This window comes from Xanthomonas sp. NCPPB 3959, from assembly GCF_056675575.1.
The window spans coordinates 1-23,359 of the sequence record NZ_JBWWVR010000003.1; the positions used below are offsets into that span (position 1 = coordinate 1).

Consider the following 23,359-nt stretch of genomic DNA (forward strand, 5'->3'; position numbering starts at 1 on the left):
AAACCAGCAGATCTTCGCTCCACAAGTGACCTGTCCAAATTATCCAAGCACTCCGAGACAACCCATATCTCACTGTCTTATCAGTAGTTGATAAGTAGCTGACAAAACGTCGCGCGCAATGAGCAGGTACGTATGGACGACCCGCTCAGAGTCGCAAGGCCAGCGTGATACATCCCGCACCGAACACAGGCCGCGCCCGCCTGGCAGTGAGCCAGTAGTTTTGTTGGCTGCTCCACTAGCCACACATGGATTGGCAGCTATCCGCATCGCATGCACGGCGACACCGCTTGCCCTGAGTCGCGGCGCGCTCTAGCCTTCGTCGGACTTCACCGCAAGGACCATCCGTGAATCTTCGTTTGCTTTTGCTGGCATTGACTGTCGCTGCCGGCACCCTGTCGTTGTCGGCCTGCCGCCAGGATGCGGCCCCGCCGGCCAAACCCGCCGCCACCAAGGCCGCGCCTGCTGAAAGCGCCGACCAGTTCGTTGCGCGCATCAGCGCCGAATACAAAGCCGCATATCCGGAGCTCACCGCAGCGCAGTGGCTGTCGTCGACCTACATCAACGGCGACTCGCAGTTGCTGGCGGCCAAGGCCAACGAGCGCCAGCTGGCGCAGCTGGATCGCTGGATCGAACAATCCAAGCAATACGCCGGCCTGCCGATGTCGGCCGACAGCGCGCGTGCGTTGCAACTGCTGAAATTGATGAGCGCCCTGCCCGCCCCCCGCGATCCGACAAAGCTGGCCGAACTGACCCAGATCGCCGCCAAGATGGAAGGCGATTACGGCGCGGCGCGTTACTGCATCGGCGAGGGCGAACAGCGCCGCTGCCGCCAGCTGGGCGAGCTGGAACAGGTGCTGGCGCGCAGCCGCGACTACAACGAACAACTCGACGCCTGGCAAGGTTGGCACGCCACCGCGCAACCCATGCGCAAGGATTACCAGCGCTTTGTCGAGCTCGCTAATGAAGGCGCACGCGGGCTCGGTTTCGCCGATGTCGGCGTGCTGTGGCGCAGTGGTTACGACATGCCGCCAGCGCAGCTGGCCAGCGAAACCGACCGTCTGTGGGAGCAGGTCAAACCGCTGTACGCGCAACTGCAATGCTACGCACGCGGCAAGCTCGATACGCAGTATGGCAAGGACAAGGGCGAGGTCGCCGGCGGCATGTTGCCCGCGCATCTGATGGGCAACATGTGGCAGCAGGACTGGAGCAACCTGTGGGATCTTCTGCAACCGTATCCGGGCGCCGGCGATCTGGACATCACCGCTGCGCTGGAAAAACAATACCAGGGCAATCTAAGCGCGGTGCTGGCACGCAACGTAGCCAATACCGGCGAAGGCGGTAGCGGTGCACGCTTCCAGGCCGAGCGCGAAGCGCAACTGCGCACCGCAAAACAGATGACCGAGCGTGCGCAGGATTTCTACACCTCGCTCGGCATGCCCAAACTTCCTGACACCTACTGGCAACGCTCGCAGTTCATCAAACCGCTGGACCGCGACGTGGTCTGTCACGCCAGCGCGTGGGACATGAACATGGGCGGCGAGGCGAACCAAAACATCGGCGCGGACGTGCGTACCAAGATGTGCATCAACCCGACCGAAGAAGACTTCACCACCATCTATCACGAGTTGGGCCACCTCTATTACGACCTTGCTTACAACCCGCTGCCGCCGCTGTTTCAGAATGGCGCCAACGATGGTTTCCACGAAGCGATCGGCGACACCATCGTGCTGGCGATGACCCCCAAGTATCTGCAGTCGATCGGCATGGTGGGCGAACAGCAAACCGGCCGCGAGGCGCTGATCAATTCGCAGATGCGCATGGCGCTGAGCAAGGTCGCCTTCCTGCCGTTCGGCTTGATGATCGACCGCTGGCGCTGGGGTGTGTTCGATGGCTCGATCACGCCCGAGCATTACAACCAGGCCTGGTGGGAACTCAAGGCCAAGTACCAGGGCGTCGCGCCGGCAAGCGCGCGCGGCGAAGAGTTCTTCGATGCCGGCGCCAAATACCATGTGCCAGGCAATACGCCGTACACCCGTTATTTTCTTGCGCACATCCTGCAGTTTCAGTTCTACAAGGGCCTGTGCGAAGCCGCCGGCCATCAAGGCCCGCTGTACGAATGCAGCTTTTACGGCAACAAGGATGCCGGGCAGAAATTCTGGTCGATGTTGCAGCGTGGCTCCAGCCAACCGTGGCAGACCACGCTGAAGGAACTCACCGGCAACGACCGCCTGGATGCCGGCCCGATGCTGGAGTATTTCGCACCAATGAACGAATGGTTGAAGCAGCAGAATCAGGGGCAGCTGTGTGGCTGGCAGGCGACTGCGCCAGCTGCACCCGCCAACGCGCCTGCGCCCGCCGCGATGCACTGACGCGCCGTTTTCCCTGCGGCGTGCGTCACCCCGGCCGCCGCATAACGTTGATTTGATAAAAGCCGAAAACGCCGGCGATATACTGCGCGCCCGCTGCACAGGCGCAGCATGCAGGACGCATCCAATGAACAACGCCTCCACCGGCCCGGACCAGCAGAACCTGGACCCCAACAAACAGTTCATCGACGACGCGAACGATCGCGCGTTCGACCCGATCTACAGCAGCAAGAACAGCGACTACTCGGTGAAAGTGGGTAGCAGCGACATAGAGTTCAACCCCGAAGATGGGTCGGTCAAGTATTCGCAAACCAGCGAGCAGAGCAACGGCAGTAAAACCCAGGCGTTGGGCGAGAACAGTCTACGCACCAGCAGCGCGCTAGGCCTGGGCAAGCTCAGCGATGCCGACGCCAAGACCACCACCTTCAACCTCGAGGCCGACGCGCGCACCGGCCAGCAGCAAAGCCTGCAGACCAAGCTCGGCGACGGCAAGTTGAACATCGAAGCCAGCGTCAGTGCCGGGCAGCGCATGCGCTATTCACTGACGCTGCCCGGTGTCGACCAGCCTGCAGAGGCTGCCACCCGCGTCAATCCGCTGCAGCCGGAGAGCCTGCCGATCGGCGCGCGCGCGGTGATGGACACACAGACCTACACCCAGCGCGACGCCTCGGCGAGTCTGCAACACCTCAGCATGCAGAGCGAGATCACCGAAGCCAGCGGCCGCAGCTACCTGATCGAGCGCGTGGACGAGCGCCACGTGCGTGTGGTGACCGGGCCCAACGCAGCCATCGAGGCAGTGAACGCGGTTGGCGTCAAGGTGGGACCGGCGCAGGCCCTGCTTGGGCGTGCCGACGCGCTGGGCCAGTCGCAGGTGCACAGCGCGCAGTTCGACCTCGCCGATCCGCGTGCGCTCGCGGCCATGGGCGACTTCGTGCGCGAGGGCAAGATTGCACCGGGCGTGCCGGGCGTCGATGAGCTACAGACGGTGGAGCGGATCAGTTTCAGCTCGCAGCAGCGTCTGCAGCTGGAATTGGGCCCGCTCAGTGCCGATCTGGCCGGCAACCGCAACGAAGGCAGCCAGGTGCGCATCAGCACACCAGGCCAGGACGGCTACACCGTCGTGCAGCAGCTGCAATACGGCGGCAACGTGCCGCTGACGATCGTGCGCCAGTACGACGGCAACGAGACCGAACGCGTGCAGGAGCGCAGCTACCGCTTCGAGATCGACGGCGATGTCGCCGCGCCCGGGCTGATGCAGCGCCTGGGTGGCCGCAACGAGGCCAGCGAGGAAAAGGCGATCGCGCAAAATCTCAATAGCGCGCTGAGCGGCGAGATGGTGGGCACCGGTGCGATCAAGCCGGGGCAGAAGACCACGCTGGCATTCAGCGAGGTGCAGATGCAGGCGCTGATGGAGCAGACCCAGGCCAGCGTAGAGGCCAGCAAGATCGGCGGCAGCCCGCTGAGTTCGCTGGTCGGCGACCGCAACGCCCCGCCGCAGTCGCCCGAATACTTCGCGATCGCAATGGCCCGCAATGTGGGCGGCGAGCCTTATGCGTTCGTCGAGCGGCTGCAGCGCATTGCCGACGGCGCCGATGGAAAATACGACGGCCAGTTACAGCGCATCGACACCGAAGCGCTGCCGCGCCAGGCGCCTGCAACAACCGCGGCTTCGGATCCGCGCCATCCGGCCAATCCGGACCATGCGCTGCTGAAGCAATGCACCGCAGCGGTAGAGCAACTGGAGACCGCGCGCGGCCGCGTGCCCGATGCGGATAGCGAGCGCCTGGCAATGGGAGCCCTTGTCACCGCGCGTGAGCATGGGCTACAGCGCGTGGACCACGTGGTGCTCGGCCATGACCCGGCCCGGGGCTTCGTCGTCGAGGGAGCGCTCGATTCTCCTGCGCACCAGCGCGCAAGCTTCGATGCGCAGACCGCGCAGCAGACGCCGCTGGAAAGCAGCGTGCAGCGCTTGCAGGCCGTACAGGCCGAGCAAGACCGCAACGCCAGCATGCGCGAGCAGGCGCCGCAACAGGAACCGTCGCCGCACGCGCCTTCGCGCTGACACTTGCGGTTATTCTCGAAGACCATCCGGCAGCGCCAGTTGGGCTGCCGGATGGGGCGACAAGGCGGGTAACTGCTCAGGCCTGACGTAGCTCGGCGCTGCGTCAGGCATTGCATCGGCGGCCCTGGCAACCGGTACAGCTGCACCTCAAGAGGCGACCGTCAGGCGACCGTCGTTGCCTGCATCGATGAACACACCGGCGCGGGCCCATCCCCCGCATGCCTCAGTGCGTACGCGTCGGCGCCAGCTTTTGCGAAAACTCGATCCGGAATGCCTCGAAATCCCTGCCGTCGGCGGCCGCTTCGGCATGCGCGGCATCCTTGAGCGCATCCGAATAGGTCAGCCGCACCGGCGTGCCCTGGCGTTCGTGCAGTTCGGCCGCGCGCATGATCAGGGCCAGGACTTGCGCGGCGCTGGTGCTTTCGCCGGCGATGCGGCCGTCCATGCCAAGCACCCATTCGCCGTCGCGGCGGACAATACCGGCCAATAGCGTGCGTTGCTGGTCGCGCAGTTCGGCGTGCGCTTCGATCGGCGATTCGGCAGTGATCTTGGCGGCGTCCTGGTTGCGCTGGCGCTCGGCGGCGCGCTTGCGGGCGTCGCGGCGCAGCTTGGAATCGGTGGACATGCAGGCTCCTGTGAGGTCAGAGATGGTCGGCCGGCTCCAGAGGCACTGCCTCTGCGGCCTGGCGGCGGCGAAGACGGCGGCCACTGCGGCGCTCCCAGCGCCAGAATAGCCAGCCCAGCAAGAAAAAACCGGTCATGCCGATCGCCAGATGGCGCGGGTGTTCACTCAGCAGCGGCGACAGTACCCCGGCTACCAGCGTATTGGTCATCAGCTGGGTGAAGGCCTGCAGCGAAGAGGCCAGGCCGCGCTGATGCGGGTACATGTCCAGCACCGCCAGCGCCAGGATCGGGAAGATCAGGGCCATGCCCATGCCGGCCAGGAAGATCGGCAGCACCGCCCACGGCAGGCTGATCTGCGCCACCGACAGGGTGTAGCCAAGATTGGCCAGCGCCGCCACGCCGCAGCAGATGAAGCCGATGCGGATCTGCCGCACCGGGTCCATGCTGCCGGCCATGCGCCCGGACAGGAACGAGCCCAGCGTCATGCCGCCGATGGTGGGAATGAACAACCAGGCGAAATCGCCCTCGCCCATGTGCAGGTGGCGCATGATCAACACCGGCGCCGAGGCGATGTACAAGAAGATGCCGGCGAAGTTGAATGCGCCGGCTGCGGCCAGGCGCTGGAAACGCGGGTTGAAGCCGATCCGCACGTAGTCGTGCATCAAGCGGCGCAGCTGCAGCGGCGTGCGCGCTTCCACCGGATGGGTCTCCGGCAGCCAGGTCATCGTCGCAATCAGCAGCACCAGCCCGAACGCCACCAGAAACCAGAAGATCAGCGGCCAGCCCGCGCCGCTGAGCAGGATCCAGCCACCGATGATCGGCGCGATCGCCGGCGCAATGCCGAAGATCATCGACACCTGGCTCATCAGCCGTTGCGCATCCGCGCCGTGGAACAGGTCGCGGATCACTGCCCGGCCGACGATCATGCCGACACCGGCCGACAGCCCCTGCAACGCGCGGAACGCCAGCAAGGTGGGCAGATCCTGCGACAGCGCACAGCCCACCGAGCCGGCGATGAACAGCACCAGCCCGCCCAGAATCACCCGCTTGCGGCCCCACGCATCGGACAGCGGCCCGTGCGCAATGCTCATCACCCCGTAGGCGAGCAGATAGACGCTGATGGTCTGCTGGATCGCCACCTCGTCCACCGCCAGGCTGCGGCTGAGCCGCGAAAACGCCGGAAAAATGGTGTCGATGGAAAACGGGCCGAACATCGCCAACCCGGCGAGCAGCAGCGCCATGCGACGGGTGGAAGGCGTGGTGGGGGTCATGCAGGAGTCCGAAACGTGGTGCATCGGGGACGCACACCAGCATCCGCGAGTCGCGGCGCCGGGATGAGCATAAGGGCGACGATGATAGGCGCTCGCCGTTGCAAGGTTAAGCGGACCCAAGCACAACAGCCGTGACGCGACAGGCGCGGCGGGTGCGCCCGGTGGGCGGACGCACGCTATAATCGCCCCGGCAACACGGTGGGAGAAGCGGCACTGCCGCTGCCGAAGGCGCAACAGCCCGTAATCGCTCAGGCCCGATACCATCCGCAGTACAACTCTGGAGAGACCGGCCGATGCCGGCGCCGAAGGGGCACGGAACGCAGGCAGGCCCAGCGCCACGCCGCGTTTTTAAACTCTCAGGCAAAAGGACAGAGGGGCGCGAGGAAGACTCTCGCTGCGACAGGAGGTGATGCGCTGTGCGCGTCACACCGGTTGTGGTGCTTGTCGACCATTCGTCTGCCCCTGCCCCGGATGCCCGCCATGTCCCAGACCACGTCTTCCCTGCGCGACCTCGAACACCACAGCGCGTTCGTCGAACGCCATATCGGCCCCAACGACGCGGAAATCGCACAGATGCTGGGCGTGGTCGGCCACGCCTCGCTGGATGCGCTGACCGACGCCATCGTGCCCGGCAACATCAAGTCGCCTGCAGCGCTGGCGCTGCCCGAGGCGATCACCGAAGAAGAAGCGCTGACCAAGATCCGCGCCATCGCCAGCAAGAACCAGGTGCAGCGCACCTTTATCGGCCAGGGCTATTACGGCACCCACACGCCCAAGGTGATCCTGCGCAACATCCTGGAAAACCCGGCCTGGTACACCGCCTACACGCCGTACCAGGCAGAGATTTCGCAGGGCCGCATGGAAGCGTTGATCAACTTCCAGACCCTGTGTGCGGATCTCACCGGCATGCAGATCGCCAACGCCTCGCTGCTGGACGAAGCTACCGCCGCAGCCGAAGCGATGACGCTGGCCAAGCGCTCGGCCAAGTCCAAATCCGACACCTTCTTCGTGCACGACGCGGTACATCCGCAGACGCTGGAACTGCTGCGCACCCGCGCCGAGCCGCTGGGCATCGTGCTGCGCGTGGGCACGCAGGAAGAAGCGCTGCAGGCCGAGTGCTTCGGCGTGCTGCTGCAGTACCCGGACAGCTTCGGTCACATCGGCGACCACGCCGCATTGGCCGATGCCGTGCATGCGCAAGGCGGATTGGTGGCAGTGGCCACCGATCTGCTCGCACTGACCCTGATCGCCGCGCCCGGCGAATGGGGCGCGGATATCGTGGTCGGTAACTCGCAGCGCTTCGGCGTGCCGTTCGGTTTCGGTGGCCCGCATGCGGCCTTCATGGCCTGCCGCGATGCCTACAAGCGCTCGATGCCGGGCCGGTTGATCGGCGTGTCGATCGATGCCGCCGGCAATCCTGCCTACCGTTTGACGCTGCAGACGCGCGAGCAACATATCCGCCGCGAGAAGGCCACCTCCAACATCTGCACCGCGCAGGTGCTGCTGGCGGTGATGGCCTCGATGTACGCGGTCTACCACGGCCCCGAGGGCCTGACCCGCATCGCACGGCGCACGCATCGTCTGGCCGCAATCCTGGCTGCCGCGTTGCGCGGTGCCGGCGTCAACGTGGGCGAGCGTTTCTTCGACACCTTGCACGTCAAGGCGATCGATGCCGATGCCATCCACGCCAAGGCCCGTGCGGCCGGCATCAACCTGCGCGCGATCGACAGCGAAGCGGTTGGCATCAGCCTGGATGAAACCAGCACGCGCGCCGACGTGGTCGCACTGTCTGGGTTGTTCGGCGCGCAGGCAGATGTTGACGCACTCGATGCCGCCACCGCCGATGCGTTGCCGCAAGGCCTGCTGCGCAGCAGCCCGTTCCTGACACACCCGGTATTCAATACCCACCACAGCGAACACGAACTGCTGCGCTACATGCGCTCGCTGGCCGACAAGGATCTGGCGATGGATCGCACCATGATCCCGCTGGGCAGCTGCACCATGAAGCTCAACGCCACCGCCGAAATGATCCCGGTGACCTGGCCGGAATTCGGCGCGATCCATCCGCTGGCACCGGCCGAGCAGTCGGCCGGTTATGCGCAGCTGATCGAGGAGCTGGAAGCGATGCTGGTCGAATGCACCGGCTACGACGCGGTGAGCCTGCAGCCCAATTCCGGCGCGCAAGGCGAATACGCCGGCCTGCTGGCGATCCGTGCCTATCACCGCGCGCGTGGTGAAGCGCATCGCGATATCTGTCTGATTCCCGAATCCGCGCACGGCACCAACCCGGCCTCGGCGCAGATGTGCGGCATGACGGTCGTCGTGACCAAGTGCGATGCCAACGGCAACGTCGATGTCGAAGACATCCGCGCCAAGGCGGAGAAGTATTCCGGGCGCCTGGCCGCGTTGATGATCACCTACCCGTCAACCCACGGCGTGTTCGAAGAAGACGTGGTGGCGATCTGCGAAGCGGTGCACGCGCATGGCGGCCAGGTCTATACCGACGGCGCCAACATGAATGCCCTGGTCGGCGTGGCCAAGCCCGGCAAGTGGGGCTCGGACGTCTCGCATCTCAACCTGCACAAGACCTTCTGCATTCCGCATGGCGGCGGTGGCCCGGGCGTGGGCCCGTGTGCGGTGAAGTCGCATCTGGCGCCCTATCTGCCCAAAACGCTGGGCGGCGAAGGCGACGTCGGCATGGTCAGCGCGGCCAGCTACGGCTCCGCCTCGATCCTGCCGATCAGCTGGATGTACGTGACCATGATGGGCAGTGGCGGGTTGCGCAAGGCGACCCAGGTGGCCTTGCTCAATGCCAACTACATCGCCAAGCGCCTGGCGCCGCACTACAAGACGCTGTACACCGGCCGTAACGGCCTGGTGGCGCACGAGTGCATCCTCGACATCCGCCCGCTGGAGAAGACCAGCGGCATCGGCGCCGAAGACATCGCCAAGCGCCTGATCGACTTCGGCTTCCACGCACCGACGTTGAGCTTCCCGGTTGCCGGCACCTTGATGGTGGAACCGACCGAAAGCGAATCGCAGCACGAACTGGACCGCTTCATCGACGCGATGATCCAGATCCGCGAAGAGATCCGCGCCATCGAAGACGGCCGCCTGGACCGCGAGGACAACCCGCTCAAGCACGCACCGCACACCGCCACGCAGGTGTCGGCCAGCGAGTGGACCCACGCCTACCCGCGCGAACTGGCCGCCTTCCCGCTGCCCAGCCTCAAGCAGCAGAAGTACTGGCCGCCGGTGGCGCGCGTGGACAACGTCTACGGCGACAAGAACGTGATGTGCGCCTGCATCCCGGTGGATGCGTACAAGGACGACGTGGAGGCGTAAGCGCTGCCCTCTCGCGTTTACGTGTGGCATTGAAACCCAGCCCAGGGAATCCCGGGCTGGGTTTTTTCGTTTTTAGCGGGCAAGGACCTGTCGGAATGGTCGGAATGGGCGGTGTGCATGATTGCAAGCACTGCATGACGTGCATTGCTCGGATAACGGCGCGTCCGATCAGAGTTCTTCGATCCGACCAATGTCACTGCCATTGCTGACATCACTCCACTCGTCAGGCAGCCTCCTCGTTTTCCTTCCCTACACGTGCACTCGCGATGATGTGCGTCTGAGATAGGACACAACAGACAGTGATCAAGCTCGACAGACGCTCATTGCGACGCAAGCTGGCCTGCCTGCTGCTTGCGGGCCTGGCATTGACCGCTTGCGCGCCCCGCCGCCCTGGCGAGGTGCCGGCGCTGGTGCATTCGGCGGATGCGCAGGCCGAGGTGGTGCAGACCGATGCCGGTGCGCTACGCGGTGTGCGTAGTGCGCAAGGGCGGGTGTTTCTGGGCGTGCCATTCGCCGCGCCGCCGGTGGGTGCGTTGCGCTTCCGCGCGCCACAAGCTGCGCCAGCGTGGAAGGGAGTCCGCGATGCCACGCAGGCCGGGCCGGCGTGCCTGCCGCGTCATCGCTTCGGGCAAAAGCAGGTGTCCGAGGATTGCCTCACCCTCAACGTCTATGCGCCACCCGGGCCGGCGCCGGCGCATCCGCGCGCGGTGATGGTGTGGATCTACGGCGGCGCGCTGGAGTTGGGCAGCAATGTCGACTACGACCTGAGTGCATTGGCAGCCCGGCAGAACGTCATCGTGGTGGCGCCCAATTATCGGCTGGGGGTGTTTGGTTTTTATGCGCATCCCGCGTTGGGTGGTGAAGGCGAAGGGGCGTACGCGTTGCTCGATCAACAGGCGGCGTTGCACTGGGTGCAGCGCAATATCGCCGCCTTCGGTGGCGATGCGCACAACGTCACCGTGTTCGGCGAATCGGCCGGCGCATGGAGCATCTGTTATCAGCTTGCTTCACCGGGCGCGGCAGGTCTGTTTCAACGTGCGATCCTGCAAAGCGGCAGTTGTCTTGCGAGCGATTCCAGCGTGCCGCGCAGCGAGGCCGAACGTGGTGGCGTGCGCATGGCGCAGACGCTTGGCTGCGAGCGCGCAAGCGAGGTTGCCGCCTGCCTGCGCGCGCTCCCTGCCGACGCATTGGCCGATGCAAAACCGCAGCGACGTGGCTTGACCGGCAGCGATGCGTGGGCACCGATGTCTGGTGGCGACGTCTTGCCATTGCCGCCTGCCGAGGCGATCGCCAATGGGCAGCACGCGCAGGTGCCGGTGCTGATCGGCAACAATCGCGACGAAGGGCGCCTGTTCGCGCAACTGCTGTCCTATTTCGGCGCACTCACGTTGCGCAGCGGCTATGAGGCACGCGTGCAACGCATGCATACCGATCCAACAGCGATCATGACGCAGTACGCAGATGTCGCTGCCCAATCGCGCTGGCACGCCTATGCCGACATCGTCACCGATGGTGGCTTCGCCTGCCCCACGCGTCGGCTAGGCCGGGCGTTGCGCGATCACACAGCGGTCTATGCATACGAGTTCGACGACCCGCAGGCGCCGTACGGTTTGTTGCGCTTGCCGTTTTCGCAGCCACTGGGCGCCTATCACGCCTCCGAACTGGTGTATCTGTTCCAGCGCCCGTGGGTGCTCAGTGGCGAGCCGCAGTTCAGCCCGGCGCAGCAGGTGCTCGCTAACACCTTGCAGGATTACTGGGGCGCGTTTGCACGCACCGGCGATCCGAATGGTGGCGGCCGGCCGCCGTGGCCGCGCTTCGATGGCGACACGCCGTTGACGTTGTCGCCGGGCAGGATCGGGGCAACGCCCGACTTCGTGCAACGTCATCGCTGTACGTTCTGGGATGCGCAAGCGCACACCGCGTCCACATCCGTGCAGCCACCGTTGCATTAGAGCGACCCGCACAGATGGCATGGTCGTTACACCAATCCAGCGTTATAGGAGTCACACATGTCCGAATCCACCTTGCAGCACTGCCCCGAGGTGCGCCTGCGCAATGGGCGCAACGTGCCCGCGCTCGGCCTGGGCTCGTGGAACCTGGGCCAGGGTCGACATACGCCGCAGCAGGAGATCGATGCGCTGCAGACCGGCCAACAGCTGGGCATGCGCTTGATCGATACCGCCGAGATGTATGGCAACGGGCGCTCCGAGCAACTGATCAGCCAGGCCATCGGCAGCGCGCAGCCGCCGTATCTGGTGTCGAAAGTATTGCCAAGCAACGCCAGCGCGCGCGGCATTGCGCGTGCCTGCGAAGCCAGCCTGCAACGGCTGGGCGTTCGCACGCTGGATCTGTATCTGCTGCATTGGCGTGGCGGCAGCGATCTGCGCGAAGTGGTCGATGCGTTCGAAGCCCTGCGCGATGCCGGCAAGATCCGCGACTGGGGCGTGTCGAATTTCGATGTCGAGGATATGCAGGAGCTGTGGGACATTGAGGGCGGACAGCATTGCCTGGTCAATCAGGTGCTGTACCACGCCGGCAGCCGCGGTATCGAATTCGATCTGCTGCCGTGGTGTGCACAGCACGAGGTCACGGTGATGGCGTATTCGCCGTTGGGAAGCCGCGCATTGCTGGATCACCCGGTGCTGCACGCCATTGGCGAACGACGTGGCGTGGCCGCAACTGCGGTGGCGTTGGCGTGGGCGATTCGCAGCGGCAAGGTCATCGCCATTCCCGAATCGGGAACACCCGCACACGTGCGTGCCAATGCAGCAGCGTGCACGTTGCAACTGGATGCCCAGGATCTTGCCGAGCTGGACCATGCATTTCCACCGCCAACGCGCAAACAGCCGCTGGATCTGTTGTAGCCAACTCACAACAGTCGGGCTCGTTAGATGTGAGCACGTGCACTGCATCGGCACGTTGCGTGACACACGCACCATCTCGCTGCGATGCATCTCAAACTTGTGGCTGCATGTGAGTATTCGTTCGCATGCAGACACGTGCAATTAACAGCGCCGCTCCCAAGCTCGTTGATCAGCCCGCATCCCAAGAGCGACTAACAAACTACTGCGCAGCCGTCAGGCGGGCGCGGCCGGTGCTGCGAATCGGCATGTACCAAACGTACACTCCGGGTCTCCGCGCCTTCCGCATCATCTGACGACCGCTCGCTATCTGTTGTTGGCCGCTCTAGCCCGCCAGAGTGGAATCCCATGCCCAAGTCCCCCAGCAAGCCCGCGCAAGTTCCTTCCATTGCTCCCGTCAGCGCAACACCCGAAACATTGCGCGGTACGGGCGATGAGTTGCATCAGAAAGCCGGCGGCACGCATCCGCAGCTGACCACCAACCAGGGCATCCCGGTTGGCGACAACCAGAACTCGCTACGCGCAACGCCGCGCGGCCCGACGTTGCTGGAAGACTTCATTCTGCGGGAGAAGATCACCCACTTCGATCATGAGCGCATTCCCGAGCGCATCGTGCATGCGCGCGGTAGCGCGGCGCACGGCTATTTCGAGCTGACCAAGTCGTTGAGCCAATACACCACGGCCAAGATCTTCACCGAGGTCGGCGAAAAGACCCCGTTGTTCACGCGTTTTTCCACCGTCGCCGGCGGCGCCGGCTCGGTGGACACGCCGCGCGACGTGCGCGGATTCGCGGTGAAGTTCTACACCAAGGAAGGCAACTGGGATCTGGTGGGCAACAACATCCCGGTGTTCTTCATCCAGGATTCGATGAAGTTCCCGGACCTGATCCATGCGGTGAAGATGGAGCCGGATCGCGGTTTTCCGCAGGCCGCCAGCGCGCACGACACGTTCTGGGATTTCATCTCGCTGACGCCCGAATCGATGCACATGATCATGTGGGCGATGAGCGACCGCACGATTCCGCGCTCGCTGCGCATGATCGAAGGCTTCGGCATCCACAGCTTCCGTTTCCTCAACGAAAAAGGCGACAGCACCTTCGTCAAATTCCATTGGCGCCCCAAGCTCGGGCTGCAGTCCACGATCTGGGATGAGGCGGTGAAGATCGCCGGTGCCGATCAGGATTTCCATCGTCGCGATCTGTTCGAATCGATTCAAAGCGGCGATTTCCCCGAGTGGGAACTGGGCGTGCAGTTGTTCACCGAGGCCGAAGCGGAGGCATTCCCGTTCGACCATCTGGATTCGACCAAGGTCATTCCCGAAGAACTGGTGCCGCTGCAAATCGTGGGCCGCATGGTGCTGGACCGCTGGCCGGACAACTTCTTCGCCGAGACCGAACAGGTCGCTTACTGCCCGGCCAACATCGTGCCCGGCATCGACTTCAGCAACGACCCGCTGCTGCAGGGTCGCCTGTTCTCGTATCTGGATACGCAGTTGAGCCGTCTGGGTGGACCCAACTTCCATCAGATCCCGGTCAACGCGCCCAAGTGCCCGTTCGCCAACAATCAGCGCGACGGCCATATGCAGATGGGCGTGCCGAAGGGGCGTGTCGCGTACGAGCCCAGCTCGCTGCAAGCCGATGCACCGCGTGAGGCGCTGCGCGGGTTCCCGAGCCATGCGACACCGGCCGAAGACGGCGCGAAAGGCCGCGTGCGTGCAGAAAGTTTTGCCGATCATTACAGCCAGGCGCGCATGTTCTTTCGCAGCCAGACCGCACCGGAGCAGGCGCATATGGCGTCGGCGCTGGTGTTTGAATTATCCAAGGTGGAAACCGCGCACGTGCGCGAAGCCATCGTGGGCCATCTGCGTCACATCGACCCAGCGCTGGCACAGCGTGTGGCCGATGGCATGGGCATGACCACGTTGCCGCCGGCACCACCGGCTGCGGTTGCGCCAACCGACATGCCGTTGTCGCCGGCCTTGCAGCTGATCGGCAAGATGAAGGACACCTTGCAGGGCCGCACCGTGGGCATCCTCATTCACGATGGCTCGGATGCGGCTGCGATCAAGGCGGTGCGCAAGGCTGCCGAAGCTGCGGGTGCCACAGTGAAAATCGTCGCGCCGAAAGTGGGCGGCGCCAAGCTCAGCGACGGCAAGCAACTGGCCGCCGACGGCCAATTGGCAGGCACACCATCGGTTGTGTTCGATGCGGTGGCGGTGCTGTTGTCCTCGGAAGCGGCCAAGCTACTGACGCGCGAATCGGCTGCACTGGATTTCGTCAGCAACGCGTGGGCGCATCTGAAGGCGATCGCATACGACGACGGCGCGCAGTTGCTGCTCAAGGCTGGCAATGTCGGCAAGGACGCGGGCGTGATTGCAGCCGCAGATACCAAGGCATTCATCACTGCCGCCAAGACACGCCAATGGGCGCGCGAACCGAAGGTGCGCATGCTGGCGTAACCGCATCGGCGCAATCGAAAAGCTGCCTTGGGCGCGAGCGACTTTCTATGTGGTTTCGCGCCCATTGCATCTCATCCGCTACCTACTAACCGTTCTGCTTTGGCGAGGACACCGTGCCACGGCTCACTTAGCTTCTAAGCGCATTTAGATGCCGCTATGACTCTAAATCTTGGTCGTCTCGGAATGGCTGGTTGGATAGCGAGGAGAGATCAGTTGCAGAGCGGATGATCTGCGGCTTGGCTGGCGGGCCCTTGCCCGCCCACCATCGCAGGACACGCCGCAAGTACGTCCTTGTAGGCTCTTACGCGGCATCCATGCCGCGTAAGGTCCCGCGACGGTGAGCGGGCAAGGACCAGTCAAGATGGTCGGTTTGCATGGTGCAAGCAGTGCATGACGTGCGTTGTTCGGATAACGGCGCGTCCGATCAGTGTCGCAAGGCAAGCCGAGTAACACGCAGGCTTTCAACAAAGCAACCTACAAACTTTCTGGTGCGGTGTCCTCACCGATTGCGGGACCGTGTGGCGGCATGGATGCCGCCACCGAGCCTCCAGGGATGGATTCACGGCGTGTCCCGCGGGCGGTGAGGGCACCGCGCACTCGACTAACTACGCTGTTGACTCAATGCTCTGCTGCAGTGAGGGCACCACACACTCAACTAACTCTGCTGCTGCGAATTCGTCTTACGAATTCGTCTTATTAGGCCGCCTAAGAAGTTCCGGCAGGAAACTGCGCAGCGTTAGCCAGCGCGCGGTACTCGCGTGGCGTCATGCCAACCGCCAGCTTGAACTGCCGTGCAAAGGCGCTTTGATCACTGAAACCGCAGGCATGCCCGATTTCGGTGAGGCTCTTGTTTCCGTGCAGCAGATGCATCGCCATCTGCAGGCGTAGTTTGGCCAGCACCTGTTGCGGCGTGAGCTGGAATACCTTGCGAAACGAGCGTTGCAGTTTGGACATCGAAAACCCGGTGATTTCCACCAGCGCCTGCATACGGACGTTTTGTGCGTAGTTGGCGTTGAGATACGCCAGCGCAAGCCGTAGCTTTTCGTACTGCGATTCATGCCCATCCTGCGGCCCCAGATCGCGCGAGATGCCGATGATGCCCTGTACCTTGCCGTCCACCAGCAGCGGACGTTTGCAGGTCAGGCACCAACCCGGTTCGCGGTTGGCGAACAGATGCAGCTCCAGCAGGTTGTCGATCACCGCACCGGCCAGCACTTGCTCGTCCTGATTGGCGTAATTGGCGCCCAAGCCGCTGGGATAGACCTCGGCAACACGCTTGCCGATCAACTCCTTGCGCGACTTCAGCCCCAGCCGCCGCAGCATGGTCTGGTTGACGTGGGTGTAGCGGCCCTCGCGATCCTTGACGAAGAACAGCACGTCCGGCACGGCATCGAACAGCGCTTCCAGATCGGCAGGATCGATGCTCTTCATGCAGGAGGATTCATGCAGGCCAATGGACTCGGGATCAGGAAAGACGCGACTGCTACGCGCACCATCAGTGCACAACGCAACGCACGCAGCGCCATGATACGCCGCGCACCTGGGCTCTACGGAACCACGCTCAGCGCGGCGTGTCGGCCACGTTTGCCGCGGCCGGTGCGGCCTTGGCGTCCACGGCCGACGCCGTGGGGTTGCCGATGCGATTCAACGGCACTTGCCGCGCTTGCCAGCTGCTCGCCACGGCCGCGCCGGCCTGCGACCCGACCTGCACGCGCAGCCGCGCACTCCCGCCGGGCGCAACGAATTCGACAACGCAATCGCCTGCGGCCATGCAGCTGTCGGCGGCCAGCGGGTCCACCGGCTGCCAGCCCTGCTCCATCACCGTCTGCGCGAACGCGCGGTAGCCCATGCCGGATTTCAGCGTGGCCGGCAACGGCACGCTTGGGTCGTTGACTACAGTATCGCCACCGACGGCGGCGGCACCATTCGCAGGCACAGGCACAGTCGCAGGCTGCGATGCGGCATGCAAGGCAGGACTACAAAGTAGGACGAGTGCCAACAACGAGGGGCGGAATAACGTGCGCATGCAAACGGTCCTTGCGATCCTGGCAGGGAACTGAAGAAGTTAAAGAATCGCTATTTTGACATGGCTTGGGTGCGCTGCGGCAGCCGTGGCCTGCCGGCAGTTAACCGGCCTTCGGCCCCCGAATGGGCTGCCGACCCGGGCAAAGCAGCCCCCTTGACCCGACGGGGTTTCATCGACATGGCAGATCAGCCGGTTGTGCAAGGCCGGCTGCACCTGCGAATGGCTGCAGACATGGCCGCTGCAGGATCGATCGCGCCGACCGACCACAGGAGCCAGGCAGTGATTGCCAGGCACCCCGCACCAGGCGGCGTGCCGGGTGAAGCATCACTGGCCGATATGCTGCTTTAGCCAGCTGTTGACGGTGTCGTGCCACAGCACGCTGTTGTCCGGCTTGAGCACCCAATGGTTCTCGTCCGGGAAATACAGGAACTTGGAGTCGATGCCCTTGCGCTGCAGCGCGGTGAACGCGGCCAGGCCTTGTTCGACCGGGATGCGGAAATCCTGCTGGCCGTGGATCACCAGCATCGGCACTTTCCACTTGTCCACGTGCAGCACCGGGTTGAACTTCTCGTAGCCGGCCGGGTTCTGCCACGGCGTGCCGCCGTTTTCCCATTCGCTGAACCACAATTCTTCGGTGGCGTAGCCCATGGTGCGGTTGTCGAAGACGCCGTCGTGATCGACCAGGCACTTCCACGGTTGATTCCAGTTGCCCGCCATCCAGTACACCATGTAGCCGCCGTAGCTGGCGCCCAGCGCACAGGCCTTGTCACCGTTGAGGAAGCCGTACTGCTTCTGCGCAGCGGCCCAACCCTTTTGCAGATCTTCCAGCGGGCGGTCGCCCCAATGCTGGCTGATCGCATCAGTGAAGTCCTGGCCGTAACCGGTGGAGCCGTGGAAGTCGATCATCACCACCGCGTAGCCCTGGCCGGCGTAGGTCTGCGGATTCCAGCGGTTGCTCCAGCCATTGCCGAAGCTGCCCTGCGGGCCGCCGTGGATCAGGAACGCCACCGGATAGGTCTTGCCTTCCTGGTAGTTGTACGGCTTGACCACGTAGCCGTGCACGGTGTCGTTGTTCCAGCCCTTGAACTGGAACTGTTCGTAGTCGCCGAACTGCACATCCGGCAGCAGCTCGCCGGCGCTTTGGGTAATCGCACGCAGGCCCTGGCCTTGCCCATCGCTGACAAATACCTGATCGCCGCTCTTCAACGAATTGCGTGTAAACGCCAACGTGTTGCCGGCCAGCGTCGGCGCATGCACGCTGCCCTCGCCTACCAGCTTGGTCGCATCGCCGCTGGCAATATCGATCTTGAACAATGGGTGCTCGCCGAGGTCGTCGGCGCTGGTGTAGAGGCTGGCGCCGTCATCGCTCAATACGATTTCGCCGGCCGAGCGGTCCCATTTGGGCGCGATCTCGCGGGTCTTGCCGCTGGCGACATCCATCGCGATCAGGCCGAAGCGGTCGGCTTCGAAACCGGGGCGTTTCATTGCGCGGTAGTACAGCGTCTTGCCATCGGTGCTGAACACCGGGCCGGCATCCCAGGCCGGGTTGGACGCGGTCAGATTGACCGGTGCGGACTTGCCGGCCGCATCCAGCCGGTACAGATCGAAGTTGGTCTGCCACGGCTCGTCGTTGCCGGTGGGCTTGCTGCCGGCCTTTGCATTCTTGCCTGCCTCAGGACCATGCGGCTGCGGCACGCGCACGCTGGCCACCACGCTGCTGCCATCGGGCGACCAGGTGTAATCGTCATTGCCGCCGAACGGCTTGGACGGCGCATCGCCGGCCAGCGTGGCGCTGATTGCCGAGGCACCGATCACGGCCTTGGCGCCGGCAGCAGGCAGGTCTGCGACGAACAGCGTGTTGCGGCGGCCGTCGTTCCAGGTGTCCCAATGCCGCACGAACAACTGGTCGTACACCACGCCGCTGGCCTTGGCGTTCTTGACGCTGGCGAGCTTGGTCTTGGTGCAACCCAGATCCGACCCGCAGTCCTGGAACACGCCGGCACTGAAGGCAATGCGCTTGCCATCGGGCGAGAGCTTGTAGCTGTCCACGTCCACCGCAAACGCGGTGAGTTGCTGCGGGGTGCCGCCGGTCAGCGGTTGCGCGTACAGCTGCTGGGTGCCGGATCTGCTGCTGAGGAAATACACCGTCTTGCCATCCGGCGACAGCGCCGGGCTGTTGACATTCCAGCCTTCCGGAGTCAGCCGTTTGGGCGGCGCTGCATCGCGGGTCCGCAGGTTGCGCATCCACAGACCGGTGGCCGGTTTGCCGTTGCTGCTCTTGGCCTGCCGCTTGGCAAATACCAGCACGCTGCCATCGGGGCTGAGCGTAGGTGCGGACACACGGTCCAATGCCACCATGTCGCGCACATCGAAACCGCGCGCGGCGGCAAGACTTGGCAAGGCGGCCAACAGACACAGGGGCAGCACGGCGTAACGAAGCTTCATCGAGAGTTCCCGCAACGGCAAAACGTCGATGGTAGGCGTTGCCGTGGCGAGCGCGCAAAGGCTTGCGGTTGGGTCTGCCTTTGTGGCCGTGTGTGCATACCGGGGCAGCTGGAAAAATGCGCAGCTGGCGATACGTGCAACGTGGACCGTGCTGCATTGAAGCAAATCTTGCAGCCGCATCGACATGGGCGCAGGTTGCAAACTGCGCAGCAGATGCAGGCGGTCGGTCGCCGATCGCCCTGTACGTGCAGCGCGCAGCTGATGTGGTGCCGGTCAACCGGCACCACATAAAGTCTTATCGCACCGCTGCTACCCACGCGGTTTTTATGTCGCAGTGGTGCCCCGCTTCAACACATCAGAAGCGGTGCGACATCCCCACATACACCTGCGCGTCCGGGGTGCGGTCGTTGAGGCCGAAGTTGGCGCCCACATCCAGTTGCAACAGCGGGTTGATCAGATACGCAGCGGCGATGTCGGCCGAATACTGTTCGATGGTTTCGGCGGGGTCGCGATTGATCGAGGACCACACTTCCACCGCCATCGACAACTTCGAGGTGAGCGGATGCGCCAGGTTGATCGCATTGACGATGGCGACATGGTTGCCGCTGCCATCGCTATCGGCCAACCAATCCACCTCCGGCCCGAGGGTCAGCGAGAAACTATTGGGCAACACGAAATTGATCGGCAATGCGACGCCGCCTTCCCACTCGTCGTTGCCCAGGCCGGTACGCGCAGTCGGTGCCTTGACGAATGGCAGCAACGCCACGCTGGCGGTGTCGCTTTCGTAGAAACGCGCCTTCATCCGTAAAAAGATATCGCCGCCGCCGCTCAGGCTGCTGCGTGCACCGGTAGCGCGATCGGTGGTTTTGACCTGCAGCTGCGGCGCCCAGTTGAGCTGCAGATCGATGCGGTCGCTGACGCCGTACTTGAGCGTGGGATTGGTGAAATAGGAGGTTTCGATGCGCGTGCCGGGCTGGCTGTCGCGGGTATAGCTGCCGATGTCGGTTTCCAGCTGCCAGGCGCCGGTGGGCACGGTGCAGGTGGAATTGGCCTTGGTCGGGCGGTCGGTACACAGCGCCGCCTCGGTGGCGTCTTGTGCCTGTGCCTGCAGCGCCAGGCTGCACAGCACGCCGGTCAGTGCGATGGCCAACAACGGTGCGCGTGGTGCGCGGGTGGAGCGCTTGGAGATAGCAGTCAGCATTGCAGTGGTTCCATGGCAAGACGCTGGACAGATCGTGAGAACGGTCAGCGTTAGGGAGGGGGAAATGCACGTGGAGGTAGAACGACTGCATGGCCGCCGACGGGCGACGTCCTGCCAATCGATCTTATAGGCGTCTGCAGGCCCATGGGGGCCAACCATGACAAAAGCGACCGCAACCGCAAGCCGATGTTGCACAGCGTGATGTGAGTAGCACTTTCACTGACAACCATCGCAGCGTTACGCGGTGCGAGAACCTGCGTCGCGGGGTGTCATCGGGATAGATCGAGGCATGCAGTAGCCGTGGCGCACCATCCGTGCGGGAGACGGCACGATACGGAGCAGCGGCATAAAGTCGCTATGCATGGCGCCTGCGTGGGGCGTAAAGCTGGCGCAAAGACGACGGATGACCAAAGCGGCGCATCTCGCTGCGCGTGCACCGCAGCGGCACTGGATCGCAACGCCACAACGAAAAACGGACACGCATCCAGCGATGCGTGTCCGTCGGGATGAGGCGTGCAAGCGCATGCCTCAATGCTGCATCACACTCAGGCGGCCTGTTCGCCGCGCTTGCCGACGCGATACAGCAGCCAGCCGACCAGGGCCAGGATCGCCAGGCCGAACCACTGGTTGAGCTGCAAGCCGGCCGGCAACGCCAGCACATCGGCGCGGCTGGACAGCACGATCGGCACCGCAATGGCGATCCCCATCAGCGCCTCGCCGGTGATCAGGCCGGCGGCGAACAGCACGCCCGGGCGATGCACGCGGTCGCGGCCGTCTTCGTCGTCGGCGCGGATCTTGTGGAAGCGTTCCACCAGGTGCGCGATCAGGCCACCGATGAAGATCGGCACCATCAGTTCCAACGGCAGATAGATACCGATTGCCGCGGCCAGCACCGGCACGCGGAAGCGCTTGCCGGTCTTCTTCAACCACTCGTCCAGCGCGATGATCGCCGCGCCCACGCCGGCACCGATGGCGATCATCGCCCACGGCAGCTCGCCGCCGAACAAGCCCTTGGCGACCGAAGCCATCAGCGTGGCCTGCGGTGCAGCGAGCGAGTTGGGATGCTGCGGGGTGGCCGGGCCGATGCCGTACGCCTGCGCCAACAGGTTCAGCACCGGCGCCATGATCAGCGCGCAGGAGAACGCACCGATGCCCAGCATCAGCTGCTGCTTCCACGGCGTGGCGCCGACCAGATAACCGGCTTTCAGATCCTGCAGATTGTCGCCGCCCACCGCCGCCGCGCAGCACACCACCGCACCGATCATGATCGCCGCCACCGCACCCAAGGGCGCGCCGCCGATGCCGGCCGGCACCAGGCCGTCCTTGCCGAGCAGCAGCACCAGCACCGCCGACGCGAACAGGATGGTGGAGATGGTGATGCCCGAAACAGGGTTGTTGGATGAGCCGATCAACCCGGCCAGATACCCCGACACCGACACGAACAAAAAGCCGGCCACGATCATGATGATGGTCATCGGGATCGACACGTGCCATTGCTGCACGATCGCCTGATACAGGCCCAGCAACGGCAAGGTGCACAGCACCAGCGCCACCAGCATCCACTTCATCGGCAGGTCGCGCTCGGTCTCGGCGACCACACCGCCACCGCTCTTGCGCGCGGCGGCAAAACCGCTCTTGACGCCGGACAACAGCGATTTGCGCAGCGAGAACAGCGTCCACACGCCACCGATCAACATTGCACCGACGCCGAGATAACGGATCTTCGCGCCCCAGATGGCGAATGCCGCGTCCGCCGCCGGTGCATCGATAAGGCTCTGCGCCAATGCCGGATCCGAGCCCATGAAGAATTGCTGATACAGCGGGATGGCGATATGCCAGGACAGGATCGCGCCGGACAACACCACGATGCCGACATTCAAGCCGACGATGTACCCCACGCCCAGCAGCGCCGGCGACAGGTTGGTGCCCAGATACCCCACCAGCCGGCTGCTGCCCAGGTACGTGGCCTGCGCCCAGGTATCCGGGATCACCCGCAGGCCGCTGGCCGCAGCCAGCTTGACCAGCGCGCCGATGGCACCGGAGATGGCCAGGATCTTCAGACCCGGACCGGGGTTTGCACCGGCCTTGAGCACTTCGGCCGCGGCCTTGCCTTCGGGGAACGGCAGCGGGTCTTCCACGATCATCGAGCGCCGCAGCGGCACCGAGAACAGCACCCCGAGCAACCCGCCCATGCCGGCGATGCCGAGCACCCACCAGTATTTGAAGTCGGGCCAGTAGCCCATGATCACCAGCGCGGGGATGGTGAAGATCACCCCCGCCGCGATCGACGACCCCGCCGAGGCACCGGTCTGGACGATGTTGTTTTCCAGGATGGTGCCGCCGCCGAGCAGGCGCAGCACACCCATCGAGACGACCGCTGCCGGGATCGCGGTGGCGATGGTCAGGCCGGCAAACAGGCCCAGATAAGCATTGGCGGCCGAAAGCACCACCGCCAACACGATGGACAACACGACGGCACGAAAGGTGAGCTGGCGCGGTTGCGCGTCATGGCTCATGGGCAGTTCCCCTGTGGCAAAAAATCCGGACCACGCTAGCGCCTGTGCGCGTTTCCGTCCAGCTGCGTCGCGGCGTGACAGTGTGCCTGTTATGGCGGGTGGAGTACGCGGGACGTTGCACCGGGAGAGTCAGGAGCGCACTGCACGATCGAATCGACCGCAGCACGCGCCTGGCTTGCAGGACG

Annotated in this window: 13 protein-coding genes, 1 other RNA gene and 1 riboswitch; of the genes, 7 read left to right on the top strand and 7 right to left on the bottom strand. The window is 64.2% G+C overall.

Annotation, left to right across the window (positions count from 1 at the left end):
• Positions 1–344: 344 nt before the first annotated feature.
• The gene (locus AC1KVG_RS04580) at positions 345–2,369 is read left to right on the top strand and encodes a M2 family metallopeptidase (protein WP_481093635.1); all 2,025 of its coding nucleotides are present in this window, start codon (positions 345–347) and stop codon (positions 2,367–2,369) included.
• A gap of 124 nt (positions 2,370–2,493) precedes the next feature.
• Positions 2,494–4,428 (top strand): XVIPCD domain-containing protein, encoded by a 1,935-nt coding sequence (locus AC1KVG_RS04585; protein WP_481093636.1) that lies wholly within the window; start codon positions 2,494–2,496, stop codon positions 4,426–4,428.
• Positions 4,429–4,651: 223 nt separating this feature from the next.
• Here AC1KVG_RS04585 and AC1KVG_RS04590 read toward each other — a convergent pair whose 3' ends face one another.
• Positions 4,652–5,053, bottom strand: a complete 402-nt coding sequence (locus AC1KVG_RS04590; protein WP_481093637.1) for a hypothetical protein — start codon at positions 5,051–5,053, stop codon at positions 4,652–4,654.
• A gap of 16 nt (positions 5,054–5,069) precedes the next feature.
• Positions 5,070–6,323, bottom strand: coding sequence for a multidrug effflux MFS transporter (locus tag AC1KVG_RS04595; protein ID WP_481093638.1), 1,254 nt, complete (start codon positions 6,321–6,323; stop codon positions 5,070–5,072).
• Positions 6,324–6,590: 267 nt separating this feature from the next.
• Positions 6,591–6,705, top strand: a riboswitch (glycine riboswitch).
• A gap of 89 nt (positions 6,706–6,794) precedes the next feature.
• Here AC1KVG_RS04595 and gcvP point away from each other — a divergent pair.
• From gcvP to AC1KVG_RS04620, 5 genes are all read left to right on the top strand, one after another.
• Entirely contained in the window at positions 6,795–9,668 is a 2,874-nt protein-coding gene (gcvP, locus tag AC1KVG_RS04600; protein ID WP_481093639.1) for an aminomethyl-transferring glycine dehydrogenase, read from the top strand.
• Positions 9,669–9,991: 323 nt separating this feature from the next.
• Positions 9,992–11,620: a carboxylesterase/lipase family protein gene (locus AC1KVG_RS04605; RefSeq protein ID WP_481093767.1), complete on the top strand. Its 1,629-nt coding sequence runs from the start codon at positions 9,992–9,994 to the stop codon at positions 11,618–11,620.
• Between the two features lie 57 nt (positions 11,621–11,677).
• Positions 11,678–12,532, top strand: a complete 855-nt coding sequence (locus AC1KVG_RS04610) for an aldo/keto reductase (protein ID WP_481093640.1) — start codon at positions 11,678–11,680, stop codon at positions 12,530–12,532.
• A 245-nt stretch (positions 12,533–12,777) separates the two neighbouring features.
• A non-coding RNA gene (locus AC1KVG_RS04615) (sX9 sRNA) lies at positions 12,778–12,851 on the top strand.
• Between the two features lie 26 nt (positions 12,852–12,877).
• The gene (locus tag AC1KVG_RS04620; RefSeq protein WP_481093641.1) at positions 12,878–14,986 is read left to right on the top strand and encodes a catalase; all 2,109 of its coding nucleotides are present in this window, start codon (positions 12,878–12,880) and stop codon (positions 14,984–14,986) included.
• A 705-nt stretch (positions 14,987–15,691) separates the two neighbouring features.
• Here AC1KVG_RS04620 and AC1KVG_RS04625 read toward each other — a convergent pair.
• From AC1KVG_RS04625 to AC1KVG_RS04645, 5 genes are all read right to left on the bottom strand, one after another.
• Entirely contained in the window at positions 15,692–16,417 is a 726-nt protein-coding gene (locus AC1KVG_RS04625) for a PAS domain-containing protein (protein WP_317062212.1), read from the bottom strand.
• A gap of 130 nt (positions 16,418–16,547) precedes the next feature.
• On the bottom strand, positions 16,548–17,012 hold the full coding sequence (locus AC1KVG_RS04630) for a hypothetical protein (RefSeq protein WP_481093642.1): 465 nt from the start codon (positions 17,010–17,012) through the stop codon (positions 16,548–16,550).
• A 324-nt stretch (positions 17,013–17,336) separates the two neighbouring features.
• Complete coding sequence (locus AC1KVG_RS04635) at positions 17,337–19,457, bottom strand: dipeptidyl-peptidase 5 (protein ID WP_481093643.1); 2,121 nt, start codon at positions 19,455–19,457, stop codon at positions 17,337–17,339.
• Positions 19,458–19,812: 355 nt separating this feature from the next.
• Entirely contained in the window at positions 19,813–20,658 is an 846-nt protein-coding gene (locus AC1KVG_RS04640; RefSeq protein WP_427926509.1) for a transporter, read from the bottom strand.
• 545 nt (positions 20,659–21,203) lie between these two features.
• Positions 21,204–23,174: an OPT family oligopeptide transporter gene (locus AC1KVG_RS04645; RefSeq protein ID WP_481093644.1), complete on the bottom strand. Its 1,971-nt coding sequence runs from the start codon at positions 23,172–23,174 to the stop codon at positions 21,204–21,206.
• Positions 23,175–23,359 lie beyond the last annotated feature (185 nt).